Genomic DNA, 21906 nt, shown 5'->3' on the forward strand with positions numbered 1-21906 from the left:
CTGCCGGAGTTCCAGCCCCACGTCAAGCATCGCCGGGCACCGGGTCCAGCCAGGCACCGGGTCCAGCCAGGACCGGGTCCAGCCAGGACCGGGTCCAGCCAGGTCATTGCCCGCCGGAGCCGGGCGCACCGATCTGGCCACCGTCCAACGCGGTGAGGAACCTGGCCGCGACCGGCGCGGCCGTCTCCGCGCCGAAGCCGCCGTCCTCGACGACCACCGCGAAGGCCACGTCGCCCCGGTAGCCGACGAACCACGCATGGGTCGGCGGCGGGTTGCCGTCCTTGTACTCGGCGGTGCCGGTCTTCCCGAAGACCTCGCCGGGCATCGGGACCTTCGCGGCGGTGCCCTCGGTGACGACCGCCCGCATGAAGTCCCGCAGCGGGGGCAGCACCACGGGCGGGATGGGGTTGCTGCGCGCCGACTGGCCGACGACGAACGGCTGGTGCCAGGTACCGCTCGCGACCGCCGCGGCGACGCTCGCCATCTGCAGCGGGGAGACCTCGATGCGGGCCTGGCCGATCGACGCCGACGCCGACTCGACCGCGTCACGCGGGGTCGGGAAGGTCCCCCCGACGCTGGCGATATCCAGCGGTGGTCGGCCGTCGAAGCCGTAAAGCTGGGCGGCCTTCTCCAGCGCGCCGTCCGGGAGTGACTCCTCCAGCCGGATGAACGCGGTGTTGCAGCTCCTGGCGAACGCGGTCCGCAGCGGGATGGGGCCGAACTGCTCGGACTCGGCGTTCTGGAAGGTCCGACCGCCGACGCTGACCGTCTGGGTGCAGTCCAGGGGCATGTCCGGCGCCTTGCCGTTCATCAGCGCGGCGGTGGCCGTCACGATCTTGAAGGTGGAACCCGGTGGGTACTTGCCCCGGACAGCCCGGCTCGACCCGCTGGGCGGATGGTTGGCCAGGGCCAGGATGGCGCCGGTACGAGTGTCGATCGCGACCATCGCCCCGGTCGGGCGGGCCGCGGTGGCCAGGGCCGCCTCGGCGGCCTGCTGGACCCGCAGGTCGATCGTGGTACGGATCGCCTCGCCGTCGGTCATCGGATAGGTGTGCAGCGTCTGCACGGTCGCGTTCTTCGCATCCCGCACGACGACCGCGCCGCCCTGCGCCCGCAGCCGGTCGTCGTACACCCGCTGCAACCCGGACAGCGGCGCCGTCCGACCGACGAGGTTGCCCGCCAGGTCGGAGGAGTCCCGTAGGGGCTGGCCCGCCACGTCGAGCAGGTCCCCCCGCTTACCGGTGGAGGCGGTCCGGTCCAGGTGCAGCCCTGGGCGCAGGGCCGGATGCACCGAGACCGGATCAGCCTTCACCCGCCACCCGCCGCCGGTCGAGACGAGATGCAGCGCCCCGGTGTACTCCAGCGGCGTCGGCAGACCAGAGAGCGTGAGCCTGGCCAGGTACGGCACGGTCGCCGTCTCGCCGCTGCGGCTGATCGCGCCCGGGGTAAACGTAGCCGCTGTGACGAGCAGGCGGTCACGCACCTCGGCCATCGTGCCCACCAGGCGCGCGACGTCGATGCTCCCGGGCGTGGAGACGGCGGCGACAGCCGCGGAGCCGGGGGTCGCCGTCCCACCGGAAGTCGTCAGCGTCCGCCAGCCGGCCAGGTAGGAGTCGGCCGCAGCCTGGACCTTCCGGTCGGCGGCGCGGTCGGCGGCGCGGTTGTTCAGGACGTAGCCGACACCGCCGGCGACGGCCAGCAGGACGACGACGACCGCGACGATGATCGCCGTCCGGCGGCCCCGACCCCGACGGCGGGAGGTTGACGCGGTGAAGCCGGAAGGTGTAAGGGGCACGGCGGCACGCTCTCCCCTCGATCGTGACACCCCGATGGGAGACCCACCCTATGGAGGCCTCCGGCCCTTCGCATCCGACGCGCCGTACGACGTCGGCAACCCGACACGCGGGTCCGACACGGCGGGAGAACGTGGTCCTCCCGAGCTCGGATCACGGAGAGGCAACCCACGGCGCGGGGGACGGCGGCGACCGGTCGGACGTTTCTTGAACGAATGGCGCTAAAATCTGCGAATCATCTTGAATACGACAAATCGGGGATCGGCCGGGAAGCCGAAGGCCGGGAAGCGATGTCAGGAGACGCCGAGGCGCTCCAGCAGCAGTCGCCGCACGGCCGCCGCGTCCGCCTGGCCCTTCATCGCCTTCATCACCGCGCCCACCAGCGGACCGACGGCGTTCACCTTGCCACCGCGGACCTTCTCGGCGATGTCGGGGGCACCGAGGAGCGCCGCGTCGACGGCCGCGGTGAGCGCGCTGTCGTCCGCGACGATCGCCAGCCCACGGCCGGCGATCACCTCGTCGGGCGTGCCCTCACCGGCGAGCACCCCGTCGATGACCTTGCGGGCCAGCGCGTCGGTGAGCTCGCCCGCGGCCACCAGCGCGGTGATCCGGGCGACGTCGGTCGGGGTGATCTTAAGATCGCGAGGCTGGAGACCGGCGTCCGAGGCGCGCCTGGCCAGCTCGTTGAGCCACCACTTGCGGGCGGTCGCCGGGGCCGCGCCGGCGGCGATGGTCTCCTCGACCAGGTCGAGGACCGCGGCATTGCGCAGGTCCTGCAGGTCCCGCGCGGTGTAGCCGTGCTCGGCGATCAGCCGGGCCCGGCGCGCCGCGGGCAACTCCGGCAGGCCGGCCCGCAGCCGCTCGACGTATTCCGCGGGCAGGGCCAACGGGGTGAGGTCAGGCTCCGGGAAGTACCGGTAGTCGGTGGCCTCCTCCTTGGAGCGACCCGACGAGGTGCGGCCCGACGCCTCGTCGAAGTGGCGGGTCTCCTGGATGATGCGCTGGCCGTCGTCGAGCAACGCGGCCTGCCGGGTGGTCTCGTAACGCACCGCGCGTTCCACCGACCGCAGCGAGTTGAGGTTCTTCGTCTCGCTGCGGGTGCCGAAGGGAGCGTCCGGGTCGCCGGGCGCCGGCCGCGGGCGCAGCGAGACGTTGGCGTCGCAGCGCAGCGATCCCTGCTCCATCCGGACGTCGGAGACCCCGAGCGCCCGGATCAGCTCCCGCAACTCGTCCACGTAGGCCCGGGCCACCTCGGGGGAACGCACGTCCGGTTCAGTCACGATCTCCACGAGCGGGATGCCGGCCCGGTTGTAGTCGACCAGCGAGTGGGTGGCGCCGTGGATGCGGCCGGTGGCGCCGCCGACGTGCAGCGACTTGCCGGTGTCCTCCTCCATGTGCACCCGGGTGATGCCCACCCGGTGCACCTCGCCCTCGACCTCCACGTCGAGCCAGCCGTTCGTGCACAGCGGCTCGTCGTACTGGCTGATCTGGAAGTTCTTCGGCATGTCGGGATAGAAGTAGTTCTTGCGCGCGAACCGGCACCACGACGCGATCTCACAGTGCAACGCGAGTCCGATCATGACCGCGAAGCGCACCGCCGCCTCGTTCACCACCGGCAGGGAACCCGGCAGCCCGAGGCACACCGGGCAGACCTGCGTGTTGGGCTCGGCACCGAAGGCCGTCGCGCAGCCGCAGAACATCTTGGAAGCGGTGCCGAGTTCGACGTGCGTCTCCAATCCGATCACCGGCTCGTAGCGGGCCAGAACGTCGGAGTAGGACGGCAGCGCGCCGGCGGGAGCCACTGTGCTCACCGGATGAACTCCTCATGGGTCGCTGGGTGGGCGGGTGTCGCGGACGTGCACGTAGGTGAGGAACACCGCGGCCGGTAGGCCGAGCACTCCCCAGACGAGCAGGACCGGGTTGAGCGTGGCGATGCCGAGACCCAGCACCAGCACGGTGAGCAGCCACACCACGCCCACCAGGAACCGGTCCTGCCGGCCGCTGCGCAGACTCACCATCGCCGTTTCCTTCCCTTCCCTCGCGGTCGGCGGCCCGTCACCGCGGCCGCCACACCCGGAACACGGATGACCCGCGAGAGCGCCGGGCGCCCGCTCACAGCGCCGGGACCTCGTCGAGCAGCGGATGGCCGCGTTCGACGTCCAACGCCTCCTCCAGCGCCCCGCCGACCCGGTAGAGCCGGTCATCGGCGAACGGCGGCGCCATGATCTGGATACCCACCGGCAGCCCGTCCACGAGCCCGGACGGCAGGCTCATCGCCGGGCCGCCCGCGAGGTTGGACGGGATCGTGCACAGGTCCGACAGGTACATGGCCACCGGATCGTCGACCTTCGCGCCCAGCGGGAAGGCCGGTGTCGGGGTGGTGGGCGAGACCAGGACGTCGACCTGCTCGAACGCGGCGGTGAAGTCGCGGCTGATCAGCGTACGGACCTTCTGCGCCTGGCCATAGTAGGCGTCGTAGTACCCCGAGGACAGGGCATAGGTGCCCAGGATGATCCGCCGCTTCACCTCCGGGCCGAAGCCGGCTTCGCGGGTGCGGCTCATGACCTCCTCGGCCCCGGCCCGACCGTCGTCGCCGATCCGCAGCCCGAAGCGCATCGCGTCGAAGCGAGCCAGGTTCGACGAGCACTCGCTGGGCGCGATCAGGTAATAGGCGGGCAGCGCGTAGCTGAAGTGCGGGCAGCTCACCTCGACGACCTGGGCGCCCAGGCCCGTCAGCGCCTCGACCGCGGCGGCGAAGGCGGCCTCGACCCCCGGGTCGTATCCGTCGCCGGCGAACTCGCGGACCACACCGACCCGCATACCGCGGATGTCGCGCTGCCGTGCCGCCGCCACGACCGCGGGAACCGGCGCGTCGACGCTCGTGGAGTCCAGGGGATCGTGGCCGGCGATCGCGGCGTGCAGCAACGCCGCGTCGGTCACCGTGCGGGCCAGCGGGCCGGCCTGGTCCAGCGAGCTGGAGAAGGCGACCAGCCCGTAGCGGCTGACCCCGCCGTAGGTGGGCTTGACCCCGACCAGACCGCAGAGGGCGGCCGGCTGACGGATGGAACCGCCCGTGTCGGTGCCGAGGGCAAGCGGCGCCTCGAAGGCGGCGACGGCCGCGGCGCTGCCGCCGCTGCTGCCGCCGGGGATGCGGGTGACGTCCCAGGGGTTGCGGGTCGGCCCGAACGCCGAGTTCTCGGTCGACGAGCCCATGGCGAACTCGTCCATGTTGGCCTTACCCAGCAGGACGACGTCCGCGGCCCGCAGCCGGCTCACCACCGTGGCGTCGTACGGGGGGTGCCAGCCCTCGAGGATGCGGCTGCCGCAGGTGGTGGGCATCCCTCGGGTGGTGAAGACGTCCTTGAGCGCCAACGGCACCCCGGCGAGCGGCCCGAGGCGCTCCCCGGCCGCGCGCCGGTCGTCGACCGACCGGGCCGCGGCGAGCGCGCCGTCGGCGTCCACGTGCAGGAAGGCGTGGACGGTCTCGTCGACCTTGGCGATGCGGTCCAACGCCGCCCGGGTCGCCTCGACGGCACTCAGCCTGCCGACGGCGATCGCGGCCGCCGTCGCGGCGGCGGACAGGCGCACGACGTCAGTCGTGCCGGGAGGTGTCGGGTTCTCCGTCATGTTCTCCGTCATGCGGGCGGCGACCTCATTCGTCCGGATCGAGGATGCGGGGCACCCGGAACCGCCCGTCCTCGGTGGCGGGGGCACCGGCCAGGGCCTCGGTGACGGGCAGCGACGGGCAGATGGTGTCCGGCCGGAAGACGTTGGTCAACGGCACGGCGTGGCTGGTCGGCGGGATGTCCCCGGCGGCGATCTCGGAGACCCGGGCGACCGCGGACAGGATCGCCTCGAGCTGCGGTGCCAGCGCGTCGAGCTCGTCGTCGGTCACCGACATCCGCGCCAAGCGGGCGAGGTGAGCCACCTCGTCCCGAGTGATCGCCATGGCGTGTGGCCCCTTCGTGGGCGGTGGGCGCGGGGCCCGTGACTGGTCCTGGGCGCCGCGACGGATGCGGGAACCGGAACCGGGAGAGGCCGGATGCACCCCTGGGGCGCCCCGGGCGGACGGTCCCGGACCGGACGCATCGCCGCGTCGACGTGATGTCATCGTACGGGCCGCGGCGGGACCCCCGCGGACGCCGCCCCCCGCTGCTCTCCTGGCCCAGGCTGCCCTTCGGGGTTTCCGTCACCTCACCTTCGGCGAGGTTCCTGTGCTGTGGTCCTGGGGGAGCCGCCGGCCGGGCGGGGACGTTATCTTCGCGTGACCGGCCGGCCATCCCGCCGACATGCTCTTTGCGCATGCTCAGCTACATGTCGTATCTGCTTCGCCTCGTGCTGCCGGACCGCCCGGGAGCGCTCGGCGCGGTGGCCACGGCCCTGGGCAGGGCGAGCATCGACATCGTCAGCATTACCGTCATCGAGCGCACCGCCGACGGAGCCGTGGACGATCTGCTCGTGCTTCTGCCACCGGGCGGCCTCGCCGATCGCGTCCTCACCGCCGCTCATTCGGTTCCAGGCGTGATCGTCGAGTCGCTTCGGCCGTTTCTCGCCGACGGGGGCGGTATCGGCAACGACCTCGACCTGGTGGACGCCATGACCGATCGGCCGCACGACGCCGTGGCGACCCTGACGGACCTCGCGCCCGGCGTCTTCCACGCCGACTGGGCGATGCTGCTGGAGCACGTCGGGCCGGACGACGTCCGGGTCCGGGAGACCTCGGTGGGCGCTCCGGCCCTCGGCGGGGACGATCTCGGTGTCCCCGAACGGGTCCGGTTACCCCTGCCCTGGCTGCCGCTGGAACGGGCGCGGCGGATCGGGGCCGAGGATGGCGCCTTCCCGCCTCGCTGGCGGGCGGTCAGCATGGAACTCGCCGCGGCCCCGGTCGGCGGCGACCGGTTGGTGATCCTGGTCGGGCGGCCCGGCGGCCCCCGGTTCCGCTCCTCCGAGATCGACCGACTGGCCCATCTGGCGGGCATCGCCGCGAGCCTGACCAGGACGGACCGTTTCTGAGCGGGGGATCCTCCCCCGGGTTATTCCACCGGGGTCTCGGCCTTCTCGGGACCGTCGGCGGGAACGGCGAGCTTGCTGGCCGCGTCGACCCCCTGCGCCAGCAGAACGGCGAATCCGGCCTCGTCCAGCATGGGGATCCTGAGACTGCGCGCCTTGTCGTACTTCGAGGCCCCCGGATCCGCGCCGACGACGACGGCGGTGGTCTTCCTGCTCACCGAGCCGGTGACCTTGCCGCCGCGCGCCTCGACCGCCTCCTTGGCCGAGTCGCGGCTCCAGTCGGTGAGCGTGCCGGTGATGACGACGGTGACGCCGTCGAGGGGACGTGGGCCCTCCTCCGCGCCGACGTCGGCGAGCCGTGCCCCGCCGGCGGCGATCCTGGCGAGGATGTCGCGGTGCCGTTCATCGGCGAACCAGTCGAGCACCGCGCCGGCGATCTTCGGACCGACCCCTTCGACCGCGGCGAGGTCCTCGGCCGACGTGGCGGCGATCGCTTCCAGCGACCGCAGTTCCCGGGCCAGCGCCCGCGCCGCCGTGGGCCCGACGTGGCGGATCGACAGGCCGACCAGCAGCCGCCAAAGCGGCCGGTGCCGCGCGGCCTCGACCCCCCGCAGAATCTGGTCGATTTTCTTCTGCGCGAACCCGCGCAGCCCCTCGAAGGACTCGGGCGTCAGGTGGAAGATGTCGCCGATGTCACGCACCCGGCCCGCCTCGAGCAGGGCGGTCGCCGTCTCGTACCCGAGCCCGTCGATGTCCATCGCCCCCCGGGATGCGAAATGGAAGATCGACTCCCGCAACTGCGCGGGACAGGAGACGGTGTTCGGGCAACGGATGTCGACCTCGCCCTCGGGCCGCACCAACTCGGTGCCGCACTCCGGGCAGCGCGTGGGCATCACGAAGGCCCGCTCGGAACCCTCTCGCAGGTCGACGACCGGGCCGACGATCTCCGGGATGACGTCCCCGGCCTTGCGCAGGACGACCGTGTCCCCGATGAGCACCCCCTTGCGACCGACCTCGTCGATGTTGTGCAGGGTCGCGAGGCCCACCGTGGACCCGGCGACCAGGACCGGCTCCAGCTCCCCGAAGGGGGTCACCCGGCCGGTGCGGCCCACGTTCACCCGGATATCGCGCAGCTTGGTCGTGACCTCCTCCGGCGGATACTTGTAGGCCACCGCCCAGCGGGGGGACTTCGAGGTGGAGCCCAACCGGCGTTGCAGGGCGAACGAGTCGACCTTGACGACCACTCCGTCGATCTCGTGCACCACGTCGTGGCGCGCGTCGCCCCACCGGTGCACGTAGTCGAGCACGCCGGGCACCGTCGCCAGGACCTCGAAGTGGGTGGCGACGGGCAGCCCGAGCTCCGCGAAGCGGGCATAGGCCGCCGACTGGGACGTGACCTCGAAGCCGCGCTGCGCGCCCAGGCCATGGACAATCATCTCCAGCGGCCGGGTGGCGGTGACCCGGGGATCCTTCTGCCGCAGGGATCCGGCCGCGGCGTTACGCGGGTTCGCGAACGGTTTGCCCCCCACGGCCACCAGCCCGGCGTTGAGCTCGGCGAACTTCGCGGTCGGGAAGAAGACCTCGCCCCGCACCTCCAGCAGCCCGGGCACCCGCGGCCCGCGCAGCCGTACCGGCACGCTCGCCAGGGTGCGGATGTTGGGGGTGATGTCCTCCCCCGTCCGGCCGTCGCCGCGCGTCGCGGCACGCACCAGGTAACCATCCTCGTAGACGAGGTCCACGGCAAGCCCGTCGATCTTCAGCTCGCAGAGCCAGGCGTCGACCTCGCTTTCCCGGGCCACGCGCGCCGCCCACTGGTGGAACTCGTCGTCGTCGAAGACGTTTTCCAGGGACAGCATCCGTTCGAGATGCTCGACCGGGGTGAACAGGGTCGAGTAGGAGCCGGCCACCTTCTGCGTCGGCGAGTCCGGTGTGCGCAGGTCGGGATGCCGCTCCTCCAGCGCGGCGAGCTCCGCCATCAACCGGTCGTACTCGGCATCGGAGATCGTCGGGGAATCGAGCACGTAGTAGCGGTACGCGTGCTCGTCGAGCTCGCGGGCGAGGCTGGCGGCGCGGGCTCGCTCGTCCGCCGAAGCCGCCGCCGAAGCCACGCCGGATTCGTCGGCCGTACCGGCCGTCGCGCTCACGACGGTGCGTCGACCAGGACCCGCCCCGCCTTCCGGCAGTGGCGCATCACCGTCCTGGCATCGTCCGTTCCCAGGCCCGCCAGGCCACATGTCGGCGTCACGGCGACCACCTCTCCGAGCTGCTCGGGCCGGAATCCCAACCGGCGCCACAGTGCGATGACGGGTTCGACCGTACGGCGGACATCCGACAACTTCGGTGCGGCCGAGACAGCCCGTCCGGCTGCACCAGCCCGTCCGGCTGCACCAGCAGGTGCGGCCGGTCCAGTCGGTCCTGTCGGTCCTGTCGGTGAAATCGGCGCGGCCGGTGAAATCGGCCTGGTGGGGACGAGGCCCGCCATCAGCCGCACTCCGGCCTCCACGATCTCGCCGACGGCGTCGTCCTCAGCCCGGGTAAGCGCGGTGACGTCGAGACCGACGAAGTCCACACCCGCCGCGCGCAACGCCGCCAGCGGCACCGCGGGAGCGCAGCAGTGCACCCCGACTCCGACGGTCGCCGGCAGCGCCCGCAGGCCACCGAGCAGGATCCGCAGCCGCTCCACAACCAAGCCCTCCTCGACGGCGGGCAGCACCGAGAACCCACTCGGAGTGCGGATCCGGCCCGCGAGCACCGCCGGCAGCGACGGCTCGTCGAGCTGGACCAGGATCCGCGCCCCCGGGACCCGCTGGGCGATCTGTTCGACCTGTTCGACGAGCCCCGCGGTCAGTGCGTCGGCGATGTCACGGGTGGCGCCGGTATCCGACAACGCCTTGTGCCCGCGGGGAAGCTCCAGCTCGGCAGCCAGCGTCCACGGGCCGGTCACGGCAATCTTGAAGGATCCCGCGTAGTCGGCGGCGACCTCCGTCAGCGCGTCCAGGTCGCGTTCGAGCAGATCCCGTGACCGGCGCAGGTCCAGGCCGGGTCGGGGAACCAGCCGCCAGCCAGCCGGCTGAAGGTCCACCGGCATGTCGACGAGGATCGCCGCCGCCCGCCCGACCATCGCACCCCCGGCTCCCCTGGCCGGCAGTTCTGGCAGATGCGGCAGGTCCGGCAGCTCGTCGAAGACCAGCTTGACGGCCTGGGCCGCATCCGTTCCCGGCAGCGAGCCCACCCCGGTGGCCGCGCCGGGCGGCCACATCCGTGCAGCGTCAGTACTCATGTCTTGACATCCTCCGGGAGTCCGCGGGAGATCCCCGGCCACGCCCGCTCCACGCCCGCTCCGTCAACGGCCCGCCGACCGGGCGCCCAGCTAACCACCGGTGGTGCGGATGTGCCCTCCGCCAAGCACCCGGTCACCGTCGTACAGCACCACTGCCTGGCCTGCGGCCGTGCCGCGGACCGGCGTCGTCAGCGTCACGACGAGCTCCTCGTCGCGCGCCTGCGCCACCGCCGGTACCACCCCGCCGTGCGCCCGCACCTGGGCCAGGCATGACACGGCCCCCTCGTGCGGCCAGACGGCCCGGTCCGCCACGAGCCGGCGCACGTCGAGCGCCTCGGCCGGTCCGACGGTGACCGTCGACGTCACCGGGGAGATGTCCAGCACATAGCGCGGCCGGCCGTCCGCGGCCGGCCGCCCGAGCTTCAGCCCGCGACGCTGACCCACGGTGAAGGCGTAGGCGCCGTCATGGTGCCCGAGCGTCTGCCCGGTCGTCGCATCGATGACCGGACCCGGCCGCGGGCCGAGCCGCTCGCGCAACCAGCCACCGGTGTCCCCATGCGAGATGAAACAGATGTCGTGGCTGTCCGGCTTGTCCGCAACGGCAAGGCGACGCTCGGCCGCCTCTACCCGCACCTGGGCCTTGGTGGAATCCCCGAGCGGGAACCGCGCGGCGGCGAGCTGCTCGGGACGCAGCGTTCCCAGGACGTAGGACTGGTCCTTGTCCGGATCCACCGAGCGGCGCAGGGTGCCGTCCGGATCGAGCCGGGCGTGGTGCCCGGTGACGACGGCCTCGAAGCCGAGCGCGAGGGCCTTGTCGAGTACGGCCGCGAACTTGATGCGCTCGTTGCAGCGCACGCAGGGGTTGGGCGTGCGACCGGCCGCGTAGGACTCGACGAACTCCTCGATGACGTCGGTCTCGAACCGGTCCGCGAGATCCCAGACGTAGAACGGGATCCCGAGGATATCGGCGGCCCGCCGGGCGTCCCGGGCGTCCTCGATGGTGCAGCAGCCGCGGGCTCCGGTCCGGTCCGACTCCGGCGAGCGCGACAACGCCAGATGCACCCCGGTGACGTCGTGACCGGCGTCAACCGCCCGGGCGGCGGCGACGGCGGAGTCGACCCCGCCGGACATCGCGGCGAGCACCCGCATCAGACCATCACCTCCCCGAATCTCCGCCGAACCTCAGGGAACCACGTGGACGGGAGCAAGGCATCATGGGCATCGCCTCTCAGGTGCCGCTCATGCTGCCGCTCGTGCCGGCCAGCGCCCCCGCGCGGCTCGCCCGCTCGACGACCGGCCCGATCGCCGCGACCAGCGCGTCGATGTCGCCGGCCCGTGAGGTGTGCCCGAGGGAGAACCGCAGCGATCCGCGGGCGTGTGCCTCATCCACTCCCATCGCGAGCAACACGTGCGACGGCCTCGCCACTCCAGCGGAGCAGGCCGAGCCGGTGGAACACTCGATCCCCCGGGCATCGAGCAGCATCAGCAGCGAGTCTCCCTCGCAGCCGGGGAAGGTCAGATGGGCGTTTCCCGGCAGCCGGTGCGGTCCCGGACCGCCGCCGTCCCCGAGCAGCGGGGCACCGTTGAGCACCGCCTCCGGGACCTCCGCCCGGACCCGGCGCACCAAGTCGTCACGCAGGGCCGCCAGCCGGACGCTCTCCTGCGGCGCCTCGGCGCATGCCCTCGCCGCGGCCGCCGCGAACGCCGCCACCCCGGCCGTGTTCAACGTTCCGGACCGGATGTCGCGCTCCTGACCGCCGCCGTGGGTCAGCGGCTCCATCGCCAATCCCCGGCGCACCACCAGGGCACCGACACCGATCGGCCCCCCGATCTTGTGCGCGCTGACCGTGATGGCGTCGGGGCCCTCGTCGGTGACGGCGATCGGGATCTGGCCGAACGCCTGCACCGCATCGGTGTGGAAGGGCACGCCGTGACGGTGCGCGATCGTCGCGAGCTCGGCGATCGGCTGAACGGTGCCGACCTCGTTGTTCGCCCACATCACCGACACGACGGCCACCGAGTCCGGATCCCGTTCGAGGGCGGCGGCGAGGGTGTCCGGCCGCACGGTTCCCGCGGCATCGACCGCGAGCAGCTCGACCTCGGCATCCTGCGCCCGGCCGAGCCAGTCGACGGTGTCCAGGACCGCCCGGTGCTCGACGGCGCTGACCAGCACCCGCCGCCGGCCCGGTTCGGCCCGGCGGCGTGACCAGTACAGACCCTTCAGGGCGAGGTTGTCACTTTCGGTACCGCCTCCGGTGAACACCACGTCGGACGGACGGGCGCCCAGCACTCCGGCGAGTGTCTCGCGGGACTCCTCGACGATGCGGCGGGCACGGCGGCCACTGGCATGCAGCGACGAGGCATTGCCGGTATCGGCGAGCACCGCGGTGTACGCGGCGAGCGCTTCCGGTCGCATCGGCGTCGTCGCCCCGTGGTCGAGGTAGGTCACAGCTCTAGAGGGTAGTCGCGGACGGGCCGAACACCGCGCGATCAGAAGTCGCCGGCGGCCCGGCGCAGATCGGTCAGCAGGTCGATGAGTCTGCGCACCCCGCCGTCACCCAGCCCGGGATCGGCGAAGACGGTGTCGTTGAGCTTCTCGGTCGCGGCCATGGCAGTGACCCGACCCTCCTCGGTGATCTTCGCGAGAATCGCCCGCCGGTCCGTAGGATGCGGGGTACGCCGCACCTGCCCCCTCGCCTCCAACCGGTCGACCGCGCTGGTGACGCTGGTCGGATGGACCTGCAGCCGACTTCCGATCTTGTTGAGGGGCAGCGCTCCGGACCGACTGAACATCAACAGCATCAGCAGCTCATAGCGCGCGAAGGTCAGATCGAGGGGGCGCAGGACCTCGTCAACCCGGGCGAGGACGATCTGCTGCGCCCGCATCAGGGAGGTGACCGCTGCCATGCCGTCCGCTGCCGCCCCCCAGCCGTGGGCGGTCCAGTGCCGATGGGCCTCCGCTATGGGGTCGGTTGGCAACGGTTTCGGGGTGGCCACGACTTGTCGACGCTCCTGCACTTCATGGGACGGTTCCCGCCCAACCTGGCAGCCGGGGACCGTCGCGGCGGGCAGCGTCCATTGCACCCCAGGACGGACGCGCTGGCAAAGATTCATGCGTACCCGGAGATTGCCGCGGCGCCCAGCGTACCGACCAGCGTAACGCCGATCGACGTAACGGCGGGCGCCACCCGGGGCATAATCAGACGTTACGTCGATACTGCCCACCCACGTCGAAGAATGCCTGGGAGATCTGCCCGAGGGAGCAGACGCGGACCGCCTCCATCAGCGCCGCGAACGTGTTCCCCCCGCTCCTGGCGACCTCCCGCAGATGTTCCAGGGCGGCGCCCGCCTCGGCGCCGTGCCGGCGGTGGAACTCCTCCAGCCGAGTGAGCTGAGATTGCTTCTCCTCCTCCGTGGCCCGCGCGAGCTCCATCGGGCCTCCCTCGGCGTCGGGATCGGTGCCGGCCGACTCCGGCCGCAGGAACGTGTTCACCCCGATGATCGGCAGGGTGCCGTCGTGCTTGCGCCGCTCGTACAGCATCGACTCGTCCTGGATGCGTCCCCGCTGATAGCCGGTCTCCATCGCGCCGAGTACACCGCCGCGGTCGCTGATCCGCTCGAACTCGGCGAGCACCGCCTCCTCGACCAGGTCGGTCAGTTCATCGACGATGAACGATCCCTGCAGGGGATTCTCGTTGGCGGCGAGTCCCCATTCCTGATCTATGATCATCTGAATGGCCAACGCGCGGCGGACGGAGTTCTCCGTAGGAGTCGTCACAGCCTCGTCGTACGCATTGGTGTGCAGGCTGTTGCAGTTGTCGTAGATCGCGCACAGCGCCTGCAACGTGGTCCGGATGTCGTTGTAGGCCATCTCCTGTGCGTGCAGCGACCGACCCGAGGTCTGTACGTGATACTTCAGCATCTGCGACCGGGGGGCGGCACCGTAGCGCTCCCGCATGGCCACCGCCCAGATCCGGCGGGCCACCCGCCCGATGACGGTGTACTCCGCATCCATCCCGTTGGAGAAGAAGAACGACAGGTTCGGGGCGAAATCGTCGATGCGCATCCCTCTGGCCAGATAGGCCTCGACGTAGGTGAAGCCGTTGGCCAGGGTGAACGCGAGCTGACTGATGGGATTGGCGCCGGCCTCGGCGATGTGATAGCCGGAGATCGATACCGAGTAGAAGTTCCGGACCGCGTGTTCGATGAACCACTCCTGCACGTCCGCCATCGCCCGCAACGCGAACTCGGTGGAGAAGATGCAGGTGTTCTGCCCCTGGTCCTCCTTGAGGATGTCCGCCTGCACGGTGCCACGGACCGTGGCCAGCGTGCGGGCCCGGACCTCGGCGGCCTCGTCCGTGCTCGGCTCCCGGCCGTGCTCGGCGCGGAAAGCGTCCAAGCGCTGGTCGATCGCGGCGTTCAGGAACATCGCCAGGATCGTCGGCGCCGGGCCGTTGATGGTCATCGAGACGCTGGTCGACGGATCACACAGATCGAACCCGGCGAACAGGACCTTCATGTCGTCCAACGTCGCTATCGACACGCCCGACGTGCCGATCTTGCCATAGATGTCAGGCTGAGACGCGGGATCGCGGCCGTAGAGGGTCACCGAGTCGAAGGCGGTGGACAGCCGGGTCGCAGGCGAGCCGGCGGAGAGGAAGTGGAACCGGCGGTTGGTCCGGAAGGGGTCACCTTCACCGGCGAACATTCGCGCCGGGGCCTCCCCGGCGCGTTTGAACGGAAAGACGCCGGCGGTGAAGGGGAAGTACCCTGGCAGGTTCTCACGCCGCAGGAAGCGGATCAGGCGAGCGTCGTCGTCGATGGCGGGTACCGCCACCCGCCGGATCAGAGTCCCGCTGAGTGTGGTGCGCACCAGCGGGGTGTGGATCTCGGTTCCCCGGACGAGATAGGTCATCTTCTCGCCCTGACGTTCCTCGACGATCGCCGGCCATTGCGCCAGGAGCTCCCTCGTCCAGGGGGCCAGGGCGGCTTCGGCCTCGTCGCGCAGCACGGCGAGGGTGGTGGGTTCCGCCGGCGCCGGGCCCGCGCTGGGGTTGGCGCCGGCCAGTGCCGCAAGGGCCGTCGTCAGATGCTCACGACGGCGGGCCAGCAGCGCCTGACGCTCGGTCTCGGCGTGATAGCCCCGCACCGTCTCGGTGATCTCGGCCAGATAGCGTATCCGGGCGGACGGAATGACCGTGGTCAGACCGGTAGAGGTCCGCCCGCGCACCAGGTGCAACGAGCCGGACACGGTGTGCAGATCGTGTTTGCGTAGCAGCCCGACGAGGTGCTGATACAGGGCGGTCACCCCGTCGTCGTGGAACCGGGCGGCCGAGGTGCCGAAGACGGGCATATCCTCCCAGGACTGGTCGAACGCCTGCCGGTTGCGCACCAGTTGCCGGGCGACGTCACGCCGGGCATCCTCGGCGCCGCGCCGCTCGAACTTGTTCACCGCCACCACGTCGGCGAAGTCCAGCATGTCGATCTTCTCAAGCTGTGAGGCCGCACCGTACTCGGGTGTCATCACGTACAGCGAAACATCGCAGAACGGAACGATCGCCGCGTCACCCTGCCCGATGCCCGGCGTCTCGACGATCACCAGATCGAAACCGGCCGCCTGGCAGGCTTTGATCACATCCGCCAGGGGAGCCGGAACCTCACTGCCCCCCGTGCGCGTCGCCAGGGACCGGAAGAACACGTTCCCTGCCGTGCCATCACCCAGGGAGTTCATCCGGATGCGGTCACCGAGCAGTGCACCGCCGCCCCGCCGACGGCTGGGGTCGATGGCGAGCACCGCGATCCGCAGGCTGTCGCCCTGGTCGAGGCGGAAGCGCCGGATCAGCTCGTCGGTGAGCGAGGACTTTCCCGAACCACCCGTGCCGGTGATACCGAGGACCGGAACCCGCGGGTGGCGGGCGGCCTCGTCCTGCAGCGCCGCCGCGAGCCGCGGGTCCCGGCCCGCCTCGAGCACGGTGATTGCCCGGGCGAGCGCGCCGTGCTCACCAGCCGCCACCGCATCGAGCTTCGGCCCGTCCTCCGTCAGATCGACGTCACAGGCCTCGATGATCATATTGATCATCTTTGCGAGACCGAGCCGCTGCCCGTCCTGCGGGGAGAAGATGCGCGCGACCCCGCGCGCGTGCAGCAGGTCGATCTCCGCCGGCAGGATCACCCCGCCGCCGCCGCCGTAGACCCGGACGTTGCCGGCTCCGCGCGCACGGAGGCGCTCGATGAGGTAGCTGAAGTACTCGACATGCCCGCCCTGATAGGACGACAGGGCGATCCCCTGGGCGTCCTCCTGGATCGCGGCGGTGACGACCTCCTCGACGCTGCGGTCATGCCCGAGATGGATCACTTCGGCGCCCTGCGCCTGCAACAGGCGACGCATGATGTTGATCGCCGCGTCATGCCCATCGAAGAGTGAGGCCGCCGTCACGATCCGGACCGGATGAGCTGGTGTGTGCAGCGTGGCGGCCGGCTCGTGCCGGTTGTCGGAGGACATCGCGTCGGAGGACATCGAAGCGGCTCCCGGGGACGATGTGGCGGGCGGAGATACCTAGAACACTTGGCTTCCCGATAGTAGGACATCCATGTAATAGATGCCACCACGGCCAAGGTGCTGAAGCGGGTGCTGCCAGCCAGTAGTCGGAAAATACGCGTATACGAGTGTGGGGCTGTCTCTCTAGGGAGACAGCCCCACACTCGTATACGTCCGGCGGCGTCCTACTCTCCCACACAGTCCCCCATGCAGTACCATCGGCGCTGAAGAGCTTAGCTTCCGGGTTCGGAATGAGACCGGGCGTTTCCCCTTCGCCAAAACCACCGAAACACTATCCAGATATACCAGCCGAACCGGCCGTACACCCGAGAACCGCACAGTGGACGCGTAGCACCTTCGAAGACAAGCCCTCGGCCTATTAGTACCGGTCAGCTCCATGCGTCACCGCACTTCCACCTCCGGCCTATCAACCCGATCATCTAGTCGGGGGCCTTACCAGGCTACCCTGTGGGAGACCTCATCTCGAAGCAGGCTTCCCGCTTAGATGCTTTCAGCGGTTATCCCTTCCGAACGTAGCCAACCAGCCATGCCCTTGGCAGAACAACTGGCACACCAGAGGTTCGTCCGTCCCGGTCCTCTCGTACTAGGGACAGCCCTTCTCAAGTCTCCTGCGCGCGCGGCGGATAGGGACCGAACTGTCTCACGACGTTCTAAACCCAGCTCGCGTACCGCTTTAATGGGCGAACAGCCCAACCCTTGGGACCTACTCCAGCCCCAGGATGCGACGAGCCGACATCGAGGTGCCAAACCTTGCCGTCGATATGGACTCTTGGGCAAGATCAGCCTGTTATCCCCGGGGTACCTTTTATCCGTTGAGCGACGGCGCTTCCACAAGCCACCGCCGGATCACTAGTCCCTGCTTTCGCACCTGCTCGACATGTCTGTCTCACAGTCAAGCTCCCTTGTGCACTTGCACTCAACACCTGATTGCCAACCAGGCTGAGGGAACCTTTGGGCGCCTCCGTTACCCTTTAGGAGGCAACCGCCCCAGTTAAACTACCCACCTGACACTGTCCCTGATCCGGATCACGGACCCAGGTTAGACATCCAGTACGACCAGAGTGGTATTTCAACAACGACTCCACCAGAACTGGCGTCCTAGCTTCACAGTCTCCCACCTATCCTACACAAGCCGAACCGAACACCAATATCAAGCTATAGTAAAGGTCCCGGGGTCTTTCCGTCCTGCCGCGCGTAACGAGCATCTTTACTCGTAATGCAATTTCGCCGAGTCTGTGGTTGAGACAGTGGGAAAGTCGTTACGCCATTCGTGCAGGTCGGAACTTACCCGACAAGGAATTTCGCTACCTTAGGATGGTTATAGTTACCACCGCCGTTTACTGGCGCTTAAGTTCTGAGCTTCGCCCCGAAGAGCTAACCCGTCCCCTTAACGTTCCAGCACCGGGCAGGCGTCACTCCGTATACATCGTCTTACGACTTAGCACGGAGCTGTGTTTTTAGTAAACAGTCGCTTTCCCCTGGTCTCTGCGGCCACTCCCCGCTTCGGAGGTAAACCCCTACACGGAGAACGGCCCCCCTTCTCCCGAAGTTACGGGGGCATTTTGCCGAGTTCCTTAACCACAGTTCACTCGAACGCCTCGGTATTCTCTACCTGACCACCTGTGTCGGTTTAGGGTACGGGCGGCCCTGACACTCGCTAGAGGCTTTTCTCGGCAGCATAGGATCACCCACTTCGCCGCAATCGGCTCGGCATCAGGTCTCAGACACACAAGACGCGGATTTACCTACGCCTCGTCCTACACCCTTGCCCCAGGACAACCACCGCCTGGGCTGGACTACCTTCCTGCGTCACCCCATCGCTTGCCTACTACCAGCCGGGATCCCACCCTCCCGAACACACCTCCGAAGAGACACATCCGATCAGATGGTTAGCACAAACCAGGTTCAGCATGGCCGCGTCAACGCCGGTACGGGAATATCAACCCGTTATCCATCGACTACGCCTGTCGGCCTCGCCTTAGGTCCCGACTCACCCTGGGCGGATTAGCCTGCCCCAGGAACCCTTGGTCATCCGGCGGACGGGTTTCTCACCCGTCATTCGCTACTCATGCCTGCATTCTCACTCGTATGGCATCCACGGCTGGGTCACCCCGCCGCTTCACACGCCACACGACGCTCCCCTACCCACACACAAACCTGGACACCAAAGTGCCGGGAAATTTTGTGCATGCCGCAGCTTCGGCGGTGCGCTTGAGCCCCGCTACATTGTCGGCGCGGAATCACTTGACCAGTGAGCTATTACGCACTCTTTCAAGGGTGGCTGCTTCTAAGCCAACCTCCTGGTTGTCTATGCGACTCCACATCCTTTTCCACTTAGCGCACGCTTAGGGGCCTTAGCTGGCGATCTGGGCTGTTTCCCTCTCGACTACGAAGCTTATCCCCCGCAGTCTCACTGCCGCACTTCACTTACCGGCATTCGGAGTTTGGCTGACTTCAGTAAGCTTGTGGGCCCCCTAGGCCATCCAGTGCTCTACCTCCGGCAAGAAACATGCGACGCTGCACCTAAATGCATTTCGGGGAGAACCAGCTATCACCGAGTTTGATTGGCCTTTCACCCCTACCCACAGCTCATCCCCCAGGTTTTCAACCCTGGTGGGTTCGGTCCTCCACACGGTCTTACCCGCGCTTCAACCTGGCCATGGGTAGATCACTCGGCTTCGGGTCTTGGACATGCGACTCAACGCCCTCTTCGGACTCGCTTTCGCTACGGCTACCCCACACGGGTTAACCTCGCCACACACCGCAAACTCGCAGGCTCATTCTTCAAAAGGCACGCGGTCACCAGACCACAGTCCAGCTCCCACGGATTGTAGGCACACGGTTTCAGGTACTATTTCACTCCCCTCCCGGGGTACTTTTCACCTTTCCCTCACGGTACTAGTCCGCTATCGGTCACCAGGGAGTATTTAGGCTTAGCGGGTGGTCCCGCCAGATTCACACGGAATTACACGGGCTCCGTGCTACTTGGGAACACGTCCGGGAGGAACACTGCTTTCGGCTACAGGGCTATTACCCTCTATGGCGGCCCATTCGCATGACCTTCGCCTAACAATGCTCTTTCTGACTCCCCGATGGAACGGCAGCTCCACCTGGACGATCCCACAACCCCAGCATCGCAACACCTGCCGGCTCTCACACGACACTGGTTTAGCCTGTTCCGCTTTCGCTCACCACTACTCGCGGAATCACGGTTGTTTTCTCCTCCTGCGGGTAATGAGATGTTTCACTTCCCCGCGTTCCCTCCACATGCCCTATGTGTTCAGGCACGGGTGACAGGATTTAAAGCCCTGCCGGGTTTCCCCATTCGGAAATCCTCGGATCACAGCTCGGTTGACAGCTCCCCGAGGCATATCGCAGCCTCCCACGTCCTTCATCGGCTCCTGGTGCCAAGGCATCCACCGTGCGCCCTTAATAACTTGGCCACAAAGATGCTCGCGTCCACTGTGCAGTTCTCAACGTACGGACGGCCCCAGCCGACCCGGCGAAACCCACCCCCACCCAACGGGAAGGCAGTCCTCCACCACGACCGGTCCGTTCCACCAGCAGACCCCCCACCACGATCCCCACCAGGACCACAGCACAGGAACCCACCAGCCGAGAGAGCCTCACTCCCTCAGGACCCAACAGCGTGCCACGGACCCCAGCCACCCACCCGGACCGTTCCACCCCCCACCCCACCCGAAGATAAGGACAGAGGAGTACTAGACCCCGGACAACCAGCCGAAACCCCATCGTCAGCGTTCCACCCACGAGCAACCAGACCGGCATCCACAGCCGGCCCTGGCTCTGCACCAGCCCACCCCGCTACAGGACAGACCAGCCAGACGCTCCTTAGAAAGGAGGTGATCCAGCCGCACCTTCCGGTACGGCTACCTTGTTACGACTTCGTCCCAATCGCCGGTCCCACCTTCGACGGCTCCCCCCACAAGGGTTAGGCCACCGGCTTCGGGTGTTACCGACTTTCGTGACGTGACGGGCGGTGTGTACAAGGCCCGGGAACGTATTCACCGCAGCATTGCTGATCTGCGATTACTAGCGACTCCGACTTCACGGGGTCGAGTTGCAGACCCCGATCCGAACTGAGACCGGCTTTTTGGGATTCGCTCCACCTCACGGCATCGCAGCCCTTTGTACCGGCCATTGTAGCATGTGTGCAGCCCAGGACGTAAGGGGCATGATGACTTGACGTCATCCCCACCTTCCTCCGAGTTGACCCCGGCAGTCTCCTATGAGTCCCCGACACGACTCGCTGGCAACATAGGACGAGGGTTGCGCTCGTTGCGGGACTTAACCCAACATCTCACGACACGAGCTGACGACAGCCATGCACCACCTGTGCAGGACCCTTACGGACCCCGTATCTCTACGAGATTTCCCTGCATGTCAAGCCCTGGTAAGGTTCTTCGCGTTGCATCGAATTAAGCCACATGCTCCGCCGCTTGTGCGGGCCCCCGTCAATTCCTTTGAGTTTTAGCCTTGCGGCCGTACTCCCCAGGCGGGGCGCTTAATGCGTTAGCTGCGGCACGGAGGCCGTGGAAGGTCCCCCACACCTAGCGCCCAACGTTTACGGCGTGGACTACCAGGGTATCTAATCCTGTTCGCTCCCCACGCTTTCGCTCCTTAGCGTCAGTTCCGGCCCAGAGACCCGCCTTCGCCACCGGTGTTCCTCCTGATATCTGCGCATTTCACCGCTACACCAGGAATTCCAGTCTCCCCTGCCGGACTCTAGCCTGCCCGTATCGACTGCAGGCCCGGAGTTGAGCCCCGGGTTTTCACAGCCGACGCAACAGGCCGCCTACGAGCTCTTTACGCCCAATAATTCCGGACAACGCTTGCACCCTACGTATTACCGCGGCTGCTGGCACGTAGTTGGCCGGTGCTTCTTCTGCAGGTACCGTCACTCTCGCTTCGTCCCTGCTGAAAGAGGTTTACAACCCGAAGGCCGTCATCCCCCACGCGGCGTCGCTGCGTCAGGCTTCCGCCCATTGCGCAATATTCCCCACTGCTGCCTCCCGTAGGAGTCTGGGCCGTGTCTCAGTCCCAGTGTGGCCGGTCGCCCTCTCAGGCCGGCTACCCGTCGTCGCCTTGGTAGGCCATCACCCCACCAACAAGCTGATAGGCCGCGGGCCCATCCCGAGCCGATAAATCTTTCCACACCACCAGATGCCCGGCAATGTCATATCCGGCATTAGCCCCGGTTTCCCGAGGTTATTCCAGAGCTCGGGGCAGGTTGCCCACGTGTT

Annotated in this window: 12 protein-coding genes and 3 rRNA genes; 1 reads left to right on the forward strand and 14 read right to left on the reverse strand. The window is 68.3% G+C overall.

Features of this window, described 5'->3' with window-relative positions; genetic code table 11:
• Positions 1-103: 103 nt before the first annotated feature.
• The 5 genes from BMG523DRAFT_RS06845 to gatC form a co-directional block, all read right to left on the reverse strand.
• Positions 104-1795, reverse strand: coding sequence for a penicillin-binding transpeptidase domain-containing protein (locus BMG523DRAFT_RS06845; RefSeq protein WP_011438017.1), 1692 nt, complete (start codon positions 1793-1795; stop codon positions 104-106).
• Positions 1796-2086: 291 nt separating this feature from the next.
• Complete coding sequence (gene gatB, locus BMG523DRAFT_RS06850) at positions 2087-3604, reverse strand: Asp-tRNA(Asn)/Glu-tRNA(Gln) amidotransferase subunit GatB (protein ID WP_011438018.1); 1518 nt, start codon at positions 3602-3604, stop codon at positions 2087-2089.
• Between the two features lie 12 nt (positions 3605-3616).
• A complete protein-coding gene (locus BMG523DRAFT_RS06855) occupies positions 3617-3811 on the reverse strand; it encodes a hypothetical protein (protein WP_011438019.1) in 195 nt (64 codons plus the stop codon).
• Positions 3812-3905: 94 nt separating this feature from the next.
• Positions 3906-5432, reverse strand: a complete 1527-nt coding sequence (gene gatA, locus BMG523DRAFT_RS06860; RefSeq protein ID WP_235462914.1) for an Asp-tRNA(Asn)/Glu-tRNA(Gln) amidotransferase subunit GatA — start codon at positions 5430-5432, stop codon at positions 3906-3908.
• Positions 5433-5445: 13 nt separating this feature from the next.
• The gene (gene gatC, locus BMG523DRAFT_RS06865; protein ID WP_011438021.1) at positions 5446-5742 is read right to left on the reverse strand and encodes an Asp-tRNA(Asn)/Glu-tRNA(Gln) amidotransferase subunit GatC; all 297 of its coding nucleotides are present in this window, start codon (positions 5740-5742) and stop codon (positions 5446-5448) included.
• Positions 5743-6095: 353 nt separating this feature from the next.
• Here gatC and BMG523DRAFT_RS06870 point away from each other — a divergent pair, with 353 nt between their 5' ends.
• Positions 6096-6806 carry an ACT domain-containing protein gene (locus BMG523DRAFT_RS06870; RefSeq protein ID WP_011438022.1) on the forward strand — a complete coding sequence of 237 codons (711 nt, stop codon included), beginning with the start codon at positions 6096-6098 and terminating at the stop codon, positions 6804-6806.
• A 20-nt stretch (positions 6807-6826) separates the two neighbouring features.
• On the opposite strand, the gene ligA is transcribed toward BMG523DRAFT_RS06870, so the two are convergent.
• The 9 genes from ligA to BMG523DRAFT_RS06915 all read right to left on the reverse strand — a co-directional run.
• On the reverse strand, positions 6827-8911 hold the full coding sequence (gene ligA / locus BMG523DRAFT_RS06875) for an NAD-dependent DNA ligase LigA (protein ID WP_235462916.1): 2085 nt from the start codon (positions 8909-8911) through the stop codon (positions 6827-6829).
• A gap of 32 nt (positions 8912-8943) precedes the next feature.
• On the reverse strand, positions 8944-10083 hold the full coding sequence (locus BMG523DRAFT_RS06880) for a methionine synthase (RefSeq protein WP_043590674.1): 1140 nt from the start codon (positions 10081-10083) through the stop codon (positions 8944-8946).
• 90 nt (positions 10084-10173) lie between these two features.
• Positions 10174-11232: a tRNA 2-thiouridine(34) synthase MnmA gene (mnmA, locus tag BMG523DRAFT_RS06885; protein ID WP_011438025.1), complete on the reverse strand. Its 1059-nt coding sequence runs from the start codon at positions 11230-11232 to the stop codon at positions 10174-10176.
• Positions 11233-11311: 79 nt separating this feature from the next.
• Complete coding sequence (locus BMG523DRAFT_RS06890; RefSeq protein WP_043590676.1) at positions 11312-12532, reverse strand: cysteine desulfurase family protein; 1221 nt, start codon at positions 12530-12532, stop codon at positions 11312-11314.
• A gap of 41 nt (positions 12533-12573) precedes the next feature.
• Positions 12574-13080 (reverse strand): MarR family winged helix-turn-helix transcriptional regulator, encoded by a 507-nt coding sequence (locus tag BMG523DRAFT_RS06895; protein WP_023840249.1) that lies wholly within the window; start codon positions 13078-13080, stop codon positions 12574-12576.
• 202 nt (positions 13081-13282) lie between these two features.
• The gene (gene icmF / locus BMG523DRAFT_RS06900; RefSeq protein WP_011438028.1) at positions 13283-16600 is read right to left on the reverse strand and encodes a fused isobutyryl-CoA mutase/GTPase IcmF; all 3318 of its coding nucleotides are present in this window, start codon (positions 16598-16600) and stop codon (positions 13283-13285) included.
• A 193-nt stretch (positions 16601-16793) separates the two neighbouring features.
• Positions 16794-16910, reverse strand: a 5S ribosomal RNA gene (rrf, locus tag BMG523DRAFT_RS06905).
• A 70-nt stretch (positions 16911-16980) separates the two neighbouring features.
• Positions 16981-20085: ribosomal RNA gene (locus BMG523DRAFT_RS06910) — 23S ribosomal RNA — on the reverse strand.
• A 413-nt stretch (positions 20086-20498) separates the two neighbouring features.
• A 16S ribosomal RNA gene (locus BMG523DRAFT_RS06915) occupies positions 20499-21906 on the reverse strand; the annotation flags it as partial.

It is taken from the genome of Frankia sp. BMG5.23 (assembly GCF_000685765.2).
Lineage (GTDB): Bacteria > Actinomycetota > Actinomycetes > Frankiales > Frankiaceae > Frankia > Frankia casuarinae.

Coding starts and splice junctions, on each gene's coding strand:
- BMG523DRAFT_RS06855 (WP_011438019.1), bottom strand. CDS start 3,811: ATGGTGAGTCTGCGCAGCGGCCGGCAGGACCGGTTCCTGGTGGGCGTG.
- gatA (WP_235462914.1), bottom strand. CDS start 5,432: ATGACGGAGAACATGACGGAGAACCCGACACCTCCCGGCACGACTGAC.
- gatC (WP_011438021.1), bottom strand. CDS start 5,742: ATGGCGATCACTCGGGACGAGGTGGCTCACCTCGCCCGCTTGGCGCGG.
- BMG523DRAFT_RS06870 (WP_011438022.1), top strand. CDS start 6,096: ATGCTCAGCTACATGTCGTATCTGCTTCGCCTCGTGCTGCCGGACCGC.
- BMG523DRAFT_RS06880 (WP_043590674.1), bottom strand. CDS start 10,083: ATGAGTACTGACGCTGCACGGATGTGGCCGCCCGGCGCGGCCACCGGG.
- mnmA (WP_011438025.1), bottom strand. CDS start 11,232: ATGCGGGTGCTCGCCGCGATGTCCGGCGGGGTCGACTCCGCCGTCGCC.
- icmF (WP_011438028.1), bottom strand. CDS start 16,600: ATGTCCTCCGACGCGATGTCCTCCGACAACCGGCACGAGCCGGCCGCC.